The organism is Streptomyces sp. NPDC056835 (assembly GCF_042789485.1).
Lineage (GTDB): Bacteria > Actinomycetota > Actinomycetes > Streptomycetales > Streptomycetaceae > Streptomyces.
This window is the reverse complement of the sequence record NZ_JBHUBB010000001.1, coordinates 536,427-543,459: the sequence shown is the minus strand read 5'-3', so window position 1 is coordinate 543,459 and position 7,033 is coordinate 536,427. Positions and strand designations below refer to the sequence as shown.

The 7,033-nt window shown below is 69.2% G+C and carries 6 protein-coding genes; all 6 read right to left on the bottom strand.

Going from position 1 to position 7,033, the window contains the following annotated elements; translation table 11 throughout:
- Positions 1–167: 167 nt before the first annotated feature.
- Positions 168–1,178: an N-acetylglucosamine kinase gene (locus ACFRMN_RS02425; protein ID WP_383011980.1), complete on the bottom strand. Its 1,011-nt coding sequence runs from the start codon at positions 1,176–1,178 to the stop codon at positions 168–170.
- 2 nt (positions 1,179–1,180) lie between these two features.
- Entirely contained in the window at positions 1,181–2,446 is a 1,266-nt protein-coding gene (locus ACFRMN_RS02420) for a 6-phospho-beta-glucosidase (RefSeq protein ID WP_383011978.1), read from the bottom strand.
- Between the two features lie 5 nt (positions 2,447–2,451).
- On the bottom strand, positions 2,452–3,363 hold the full coding sequence (locus tag ACFRMN_RS02415; RefSeq protein ID WP_383011975.1) for a carbohydrate ABC transporter permease: 912 nt from the start codon (positions 3,361–3,363) through the stop codon (positions 2,452–2,454).
- Between the two features lies 1 nt (position 3,364).
- Positions 3,365–4,306 carry a carbohydrate ABC transporter permease gene (locus ACFRMN_RS02410; RefSeq protein WP_383011972.1) on the bottom strand — a complete coding sequence of 314 codons (942 nt, stop codon included), beginning with the start codon at positions 4,304–4,306 and terminating at the stop codon, positions 3,365–3,367.
- 18 nt (positions 4,307–4,324) lie between these two features.
- Positions 4,325–5,659: an ABC transporter substrate-binding protein gene (locus tag ACFRMN_RS02405; protein WP_383011969.1), complete on the bottom strand. Its 1,335-nt coding sequence runs from the start codon at positions 5,657–5,659 to the stop codon at positions 4,325–4,327.
- 104 nt (positions 5,660–5,763) lie between these two features.
- The gene (locus ACFRMN_RS02400; RefSeq protein WP_383012054.1) at positions 5,764–6,927 is read right to left on the bottom strand and encodes an ROK family transcriptional regulator; all 1,164 of its coding nucleotides are present in this window, start codon (positions 6,925–6,927) and stop codon (positions 5,764–5,766) included.
- Positions 6,928–7,033: the final 106 nt, after the last annotated feature.

The window sequence follows — 7,033 nt, the reverse complement described above, 5'->3', positions numbered from 1 at the left end:
AGCTTCTTACGCCCCCGGTTGACCGTCCGGTCCCGGATCTCGAAGTCCATCGCATCCCCTGAGCTGGGGTGTTGCGAGGACCACTAGAACTCAAGTTCCCGTTCACGGGGCTTTCGTACGCGTTCGGCCACCTGGAGGCCCACGCCCGGCCCGTCCGGCGGCCCAGGTCAGGCGTAATGGGCCCCGAGCCTGGCGTGCGCCTCCGCGCCCGCCCCCACCTGGTCGAGCCCGAGCAGCGCGGCCCCCAGCACCGGAGGCGCCGTCACGACTCCGATGACCGCCTTGGGCGCCCTGGCCGCCAGCAGCTCCGCGATCCGGTCGTCCAGCCGCGGATGACGGGCCGCCAGGACACTCCCGCCCAGCAGCACCGGCACCTCCTCGTCGAGCAGCCCGAGCTTGCCGAGTGCCACCGCGGCCAGCACGACGACCTCCTCGGCCAGCCGGTCGACCACGGACCGGGCCACCGCGTCGCCCGCCGCGCTCGTCGCGAACAGCACCGGCGTCAGCTCATGCCTGCGCACGAACGGGATGTGTTCCCGATGCAGCGCCTCGATCAGCTCGTACATCGAGCCGAGCCCGAAGTGGCCGGGCAGCGTCCGCACCAGCTCCGTCGGCTCGCCGCGGCCGTCCTCGGCCCGCGCCGCGAACCACAGCGCCTCCTCCGCGAGGCCCGAACCGCCGCCCCAGTCACCGGAGATCCGTCCGATCGCGGGGAACCGAGCGGTACGGCCGTCCGGCAGCATCCCCACACAGTTGATGCCCGCGCCACAGACGACGGCCACGCCCCGCGGCTCCGCGCCGCTCGGCAGACCGGCGCGCAGTATCGCGAAGGTGTCGTTGCGCACCTCCGTCGTACGCCCCCAGCCGCGTGCCTGCACGGCCTCGGCCAACTCCCGCTCCTCGACCGGGAGATCGGCGTTGGCGAGACAGGCCGACACATGGCCGACGAGATCGCGCTCCGGCAGCCCGGCCGCCGAGGCGGCCTCCGCGACCGTCACCGCCAGCGCGTCGACCGCCGCCTCGATCCCGACGACCGGCGGCTGGAAGCCGCCCCCGCGCGCCGTGCCGAGCACCGAGCCATCGGCGCCGATCACGGCCACATCGGTCTTGCTGTTCCCGGCGTCGACGGCCAGGACGCTCGCGCGCCCGACCGTCTCGCCGGCAGTGCTCACCGCCACGCTCACACCCACGCGAGATGCTCCCGGTTGTGGGCGATCAGCTGGTCGGTAAGCGCTTCGGCGTACTCGAACTGACCGATCAACGGGTGCGAGAGCAGCGCCTTGAAGACCCGGTCACGGCCGCCGTGCAGCGCGGCCTCCAGCGCCAGGTCCTCGTACGCCGTGACATTCGCGATCAGGCCCGCGTACAGCGGATCCAGCCCGGACACCGGGAGCGGCACCGCGCCCGACGTGTCCACCCGCGCCTGGACCTCGATCACCGCGTCGTCCGCCAGGAACGGCAGCGTGCCGTTGTTGTAGGTGTTCACCACCTGGATCGGGCTGCCGCCGCCGCGCAGCAGCGAAGCGGCCAGATCCACCGCGGCCTCCGAGTAGAAGGCGCCGCCGCGCTTGGACAGCAGCTCCGGCTTCTCGTCCAGCGCGGGGTCGCCGTACATCTCAAGCAGCCGCTTCTCCATCTCGGCCACCTCGGCGGCCCGGGACGGCTTGGTCCGCAGCTCCCGTACGACCTCGTCATGCGCGTAGAAGTAGCGCAGATAGTACGAGGGCACGACCCCGAGCCGGTCCAGCACCGCGCGCGGCAGCCGCAGATCGGCCGCGAGCGAGTCGCCGTGCTCCGCCAGCAGCTTGGGCAGCAGATCGGCGCCGTCGGGGCCGCCGAGCCGTACGCCACGCTCCCAGGACAGATGGTTCAGCCCCACATGCTCCAAGTACACCTCGGAGGGCGCGACGTCCAGCAGCTTCGCGAACCTGCGCTGGAAGCCGATCGCCACGTTGCACAGCCCCACGGCCTTGTGGCCGGCCTGGAGCAGCGCCCGGGTCACGATCCCCACCGGGTTGGTGAAGTCGATGATCCACGCGTCGGGGTTGGCGCGCCGTACCCGTTCGGCGATGTCGAGGACCACCGGGACCGTACGCAGCGCCTTGGCGAGACCGCCCGCGCCCGTCGTCTCCTGGCCGATACAGCCGCACTCCAGCGGCCAGGTCTCGTCCTGGTTCCGCGCGGCCTGTCCGCCGACCCGCAGCTGGAGCAGTACCGCGTCGGCGCCGGCGACGCCCGCGTCCACGTCCGAGGTGGTGGTGATACGGCCGGGATGGCCCTGCTTGGCGAAGATACGCCGGGCCAGCCCCCCGACCAGTTCAAGACGGTCGGCCGCGGGGTCGACCAGTACGAGTTCTTCGATCGGCAGGGTGTCCCTCAACCGAGAGAATCCGTCGATGAGTTCGGGTGTGTAGGTCGATCCTCCGCCTACCACGGCGAGCTTCATGGTTCTCAGCCCTTCACTCCGGTCAGTGTGACTCCCTCGACGAACGCCTTCTGGGCGAAGAAGAACACGAGGATCACAGGGGCCATGACCAGTACGGTCGCGGCCATGGTCAGATTCCAGTCGGTATGGTGCGCGCCCTTGAAGGACTCCAGGCCGTAACTGAGCGTCCAGGCGGCCGGGTTCTCCGAGGCGTAGATCTGCGGGCCGAAGTAGTCGTTCCAGGCGTAGAAGAACTGGAACAGCGCCACGGCCGCGATCCCCGGCCTGGCCATCGGCAGGACGACCCTGATCAGGGTACGGAACTCCCCGCAGCCGTCGACCTTCGCCGCGTCCAGGTACTCATTGGGGATCGTCAGCAGGAACTGGCGCAGCAGGAAGATGGAGAACGCGTCACCGAACGCCATCGGGATGATCAGCGGCCAGAGCGAGCCCGACAGATCGAGCTGCTTCGCCCAGAACAGATACATCGGAATGATGATCACCTGGGGCGGCAGCATCATCATCGAGATGACGAGCATCAGCGACAGCTGCCGGCCGCGGAAGCGGAACTTCGCGAGCGCGTACGCCACCGGGATCGAGGAGAGCACCGACAGGACGGTCCCCAGCCCCGCGTACAGCAGGGTGTTCTTCCACCAGGTCAGAAAGCCCGGGGTGTCGAACACCTTCGCGTAGTTGCCCCACTCCCAGGAGTTGGGGGTCAGATCGCGGGTGAGCGCCTGCTGGTCGCTCATCACCGAGGTCAGGAAGAGGAAGACGAACGGCAGCACGAAGAAGAGCGCGGCCGCGACTCCCAGGGAGTGCACGGCGATCCAGTGCAGCAGCGCCTTGCGGCGCGCGCTGCGGGCGGCGGGCGTACGGTCGCGCGCGTCGGGTGCGGCCGTCGTCGGCGAGCCGGGCCGGCCGAGGAGTTGTGTCATCTCAGTCACCCGATCCGATCAGTCCGCCGCGCCGCCGCATCAGCAGCGCCGTGAAGGCCATGGCCAGCGCGAACAGCACGAGCGCGACCACACACGCGGCGCCGTAGTCGAAGCGCTGGAAGCCCAGGTTGTAGACCAGCTGCGGCAGGGTCAGCGTGGACTTGTCCGGGTAGCCGGGCTCGAACTGCTGCCCGGAGCCGCCGATGACCCCGGAGGCGACCTTGCCCGCGACCAGCGGCTGCGAGTAGTACTGCATCGCCGAGATGACGCCGGTGACCACGGCGAACATCACGATCGGCGAGATGTTCGGCAGGGTCACGTACCGGAAGCGGTGCCAGGCCGACGCGCCGTCCAGCTCGGCCGCCTCGTACTGCTCCTTCGGTACGTCGAGCAGCGCGGCCATGAAGATCACCATCAGGTCGCCGATGCCCCAGACGGCCAGCAGGGTGAGCGCGGGCTTGGACCAGCCGGGGTCGTTGAACCAGCCGGGGGTCGGCAGGCCGAGATCCCCGAGAATGGTGTTGACCGGCCCCGTACCCGGGTTGAGCAGGAAGACGAACGCGAGCGTCGCGGCGACCGGCGGCGCCAGATACGGCAGATAGAAGAGGGTGCGGAAGATCCCCGTGCCCGTCTTGATCTTGGTGATCAGCATGCCGATGCCGAGTCCGAAGACCACCCGGCAGGTCACCATGATCACGACGAGCCAGAGGGTGTTGCGCAGGGACGGCCAGAACATCGGGTAGTCGTTGAAGACGTACGACCAGTTCCCCAGACCGTTCCAGACGGGCGAGTTGAAGCCGTCGTACTTCATGAAGGAGAAGTAGACGGTCGAGATCAGCGGATACGCGAAGAAGACGGTGAAGCCGATCAACCAGGGCGACATGAACGCCGCCGTTCGAAGCGCCGACGCGCGGCGCTTCGAACGGAGCGTGTGCGTGGACATCGGTGACTTCCCGGCCCGCTACTTGGCCTGCTCGATGTCACGGTCGATCTGCTGGGCGGTCTTCTCCAGACCCGCCTGGAGATCCTTCACCTTGCCCTGCTCGTACTGGTACCCGAAGTCCTGGAGCGTCTGCTGGTACGTCGAGCCGTTGATGGCGGCCGGCGGGGTGTTGGACTTCGGGTGCCGCGCGATGTCGAGGAAGGTCTTGAAGCGCGGGTCGAACTTCAGGCCCGGGGACTTCAGCGCCTCCAGCGTCGAGGGCACATTGCGGATGCCGTTCGCGAACTGGACGACCGCCTCGGTGTCGGTCGTCATGTACTTCACCAGCTCCCACGCGGCGTTCTGCTTCTTGCTCTGCGGGGCGATCCCCATGATCGTGCCGGAGAGGAAGCCCTTGCCGTAGCTGTCCGCCTCGTCGTCCGCCACCGGCATCGGCGCGACCCCGATCTCGAACGGCACCTTGGCGTCGTCGGCCATGCCGAGCCGCCACTCGCCGTCCAGCTGCATGGCGACCTGGCCGGTGTGGAACGGGTGCTTGGCGCCCCACTCGTCACCGAACGTGGAGCGGTACTTCTCCAGCTTCTCGTACCCGCCCAGGTCCTCGACCAGCTTCTTCTGGTAAGTGAACATCTTGGCGAAGGCCGGGTCCTTGGCGATGTTGGACTTGCCGTCCTTGTCGAAGTACGCGTGGTCCCAGCTCGACATGTAGTGGTCGACGACCGTCTCGTAGCCGTGGTACGTCGGCATCAGACCGACCTGCTCGTAGCTGTCGCCCTTGGGCTTCGTGAGCTTCTTGGCGACGGCGGCCAGTTCCGACATCGTCTTCGGCGGGGAGGCGATCCCGGCCTTCTCGAAGGCGTCCTTGTTGTAGTAGAGGCCGTACGCGTCGCTGAGCAGCGGCAGCGCGCAGCGCTTGCCCTCGAACCGCGTGTACTCCAGCAGCACCTTGGGGAAGGTCTTCTCCAGGTCCAGCTTGGACTTCTCGATGAACGGGGCCAGATCGGCGAAGGCGCCCGACGAGCAGAATTTGCCGACGTTCGAGGTGGTGAAGGAGGACACCACATCCGGCCCCTTGGAACCGCCCGCGCGCAGCGCCTGGTTGAGCTTGTCGTCGTTGATGTTGCCGACGACGTTCACCGTGATGTTCGGATGGGCCTTCTCGAACCGGTCGATGTTCTCCTGGATGGCCTTCACCTCGGCGGGAGCGCTCCAGCCGTGCCAGAAGGTGAGGGAGGTCTTGGCGTTCGGATCGTCGGACGCGTCGGCGCCGGACTGTCCGGTACACGAGGTGGCGAGAACGGATATCGCGGCCACCGCGACGGCGGAGACGGCGAGACGACGGTTTCTGAGCATGGCGGTACTCCCGGTGATGGGTACGGGGGTCGGTGAGGGAGATACGAGGGGTGCGGTACGGGGAAGGAGCGGGGCGGAGTCGGGCGTTGATCAGCGGGTGGTGATCAACGGGCGGTGTCGAAGACCTCGTCGCGCGTGGTCGACAGGGCGCTCTCCAGCGCGCCCCGCAGTACCGGACGGTGCTGGACCTCGCCGATGAGGAGCCGGGGGCGGGACGCGGCCAGTTCGGCCAGCTCCGCCTGGACGAGTGCGCGCAGCGGCTCACCGCCGGCGGCGGTCACCCCGCCCGCCAGGACGATCAGCTGGGGGTCGAGTACGGCGGTCACCGAAGCGAGACCGGTGGCGAGCCGCTGTGCGTACAGCCGCAGCAGCTCGGCCAGCCGCTCGTCCTGCCCGTGCCCGGCGGCGGCCCTGGTCAGCAGCCCGGCCGCGACCTCGGCGTACGGCGTCTCCGGGGTGTCGATGCCGAGGGTTTTCGCGAGCCGCGGCACGGACTGGGCGCCCGCCAGCTCCTGGAAGCCGCCGCTGTTCGCCCGGACCACCTGGCGTACCAGCGGAGTTCCCGGGACCGGCAGGAAGCCGACCTCGCCGGCGCCGCCGGTGAAGCCGCGGTGCAGCCGCCCGCCGATGAACAGGGCGGCGCCGAGGCCGTCCTCGTTCCACAGCAGGACGAAGTCCTCGTCGCCGCGGGCCACTCCGAGGCGCTGCTCGGCGACCGCCGCGAGGTTCACGTCGTTCTCGTACTCGACGGGCATCGGCAGGACCGCGGCCAACTCGTCGAGGAGCGTGGGGGAGTGCCAGCCGGGAAGATGGGAGGCGTACCGCAGCCGCCCGGTGGACGGATCGAACGCGCCGGGCGTACCGATCACGACCCGGCGCACATCGGCGATGGCGAGACCGGCGGCCTTCACGGCCCCCTCCAGTGCGTCCGTGACCTGACGGACGACACTGTCGGCGCGGCGCCCCGGGGTGGGCAGTTCGAACTCCCCGACGGTCGTCCCGGTGATATCGGCGACGGCGGCCAGGATCCGCCGCGGATTCACATCGAGCCCCCCGGCGTACGCGGCGTGCGCGTTGACCGCGTACAGCTGGGCGTTGGGCCCCGGCCGTCCCTCGGTGGTCCCGGTGGCGACGACCAGACCGGCCGCTTCGAGACGGGCGAGCAGCTGGGAGGCGGTCGGCTTCGAGAGCCCGGTGAGCTTGCCTATCCGGGTCCGCGAGAGCGGGCCGTAGGCCAGCAGCAGATCGAGCGCGGCCCGGTCGTTCATGGCCCGCAGCACACGCGGCGTCCCCGGTGACGGAGTGGGTGATCCGGTCGCATCGGTCACGGACTCGGCACCTGCCCTTCCACTGCTCGCTCTCCCGACGACACTG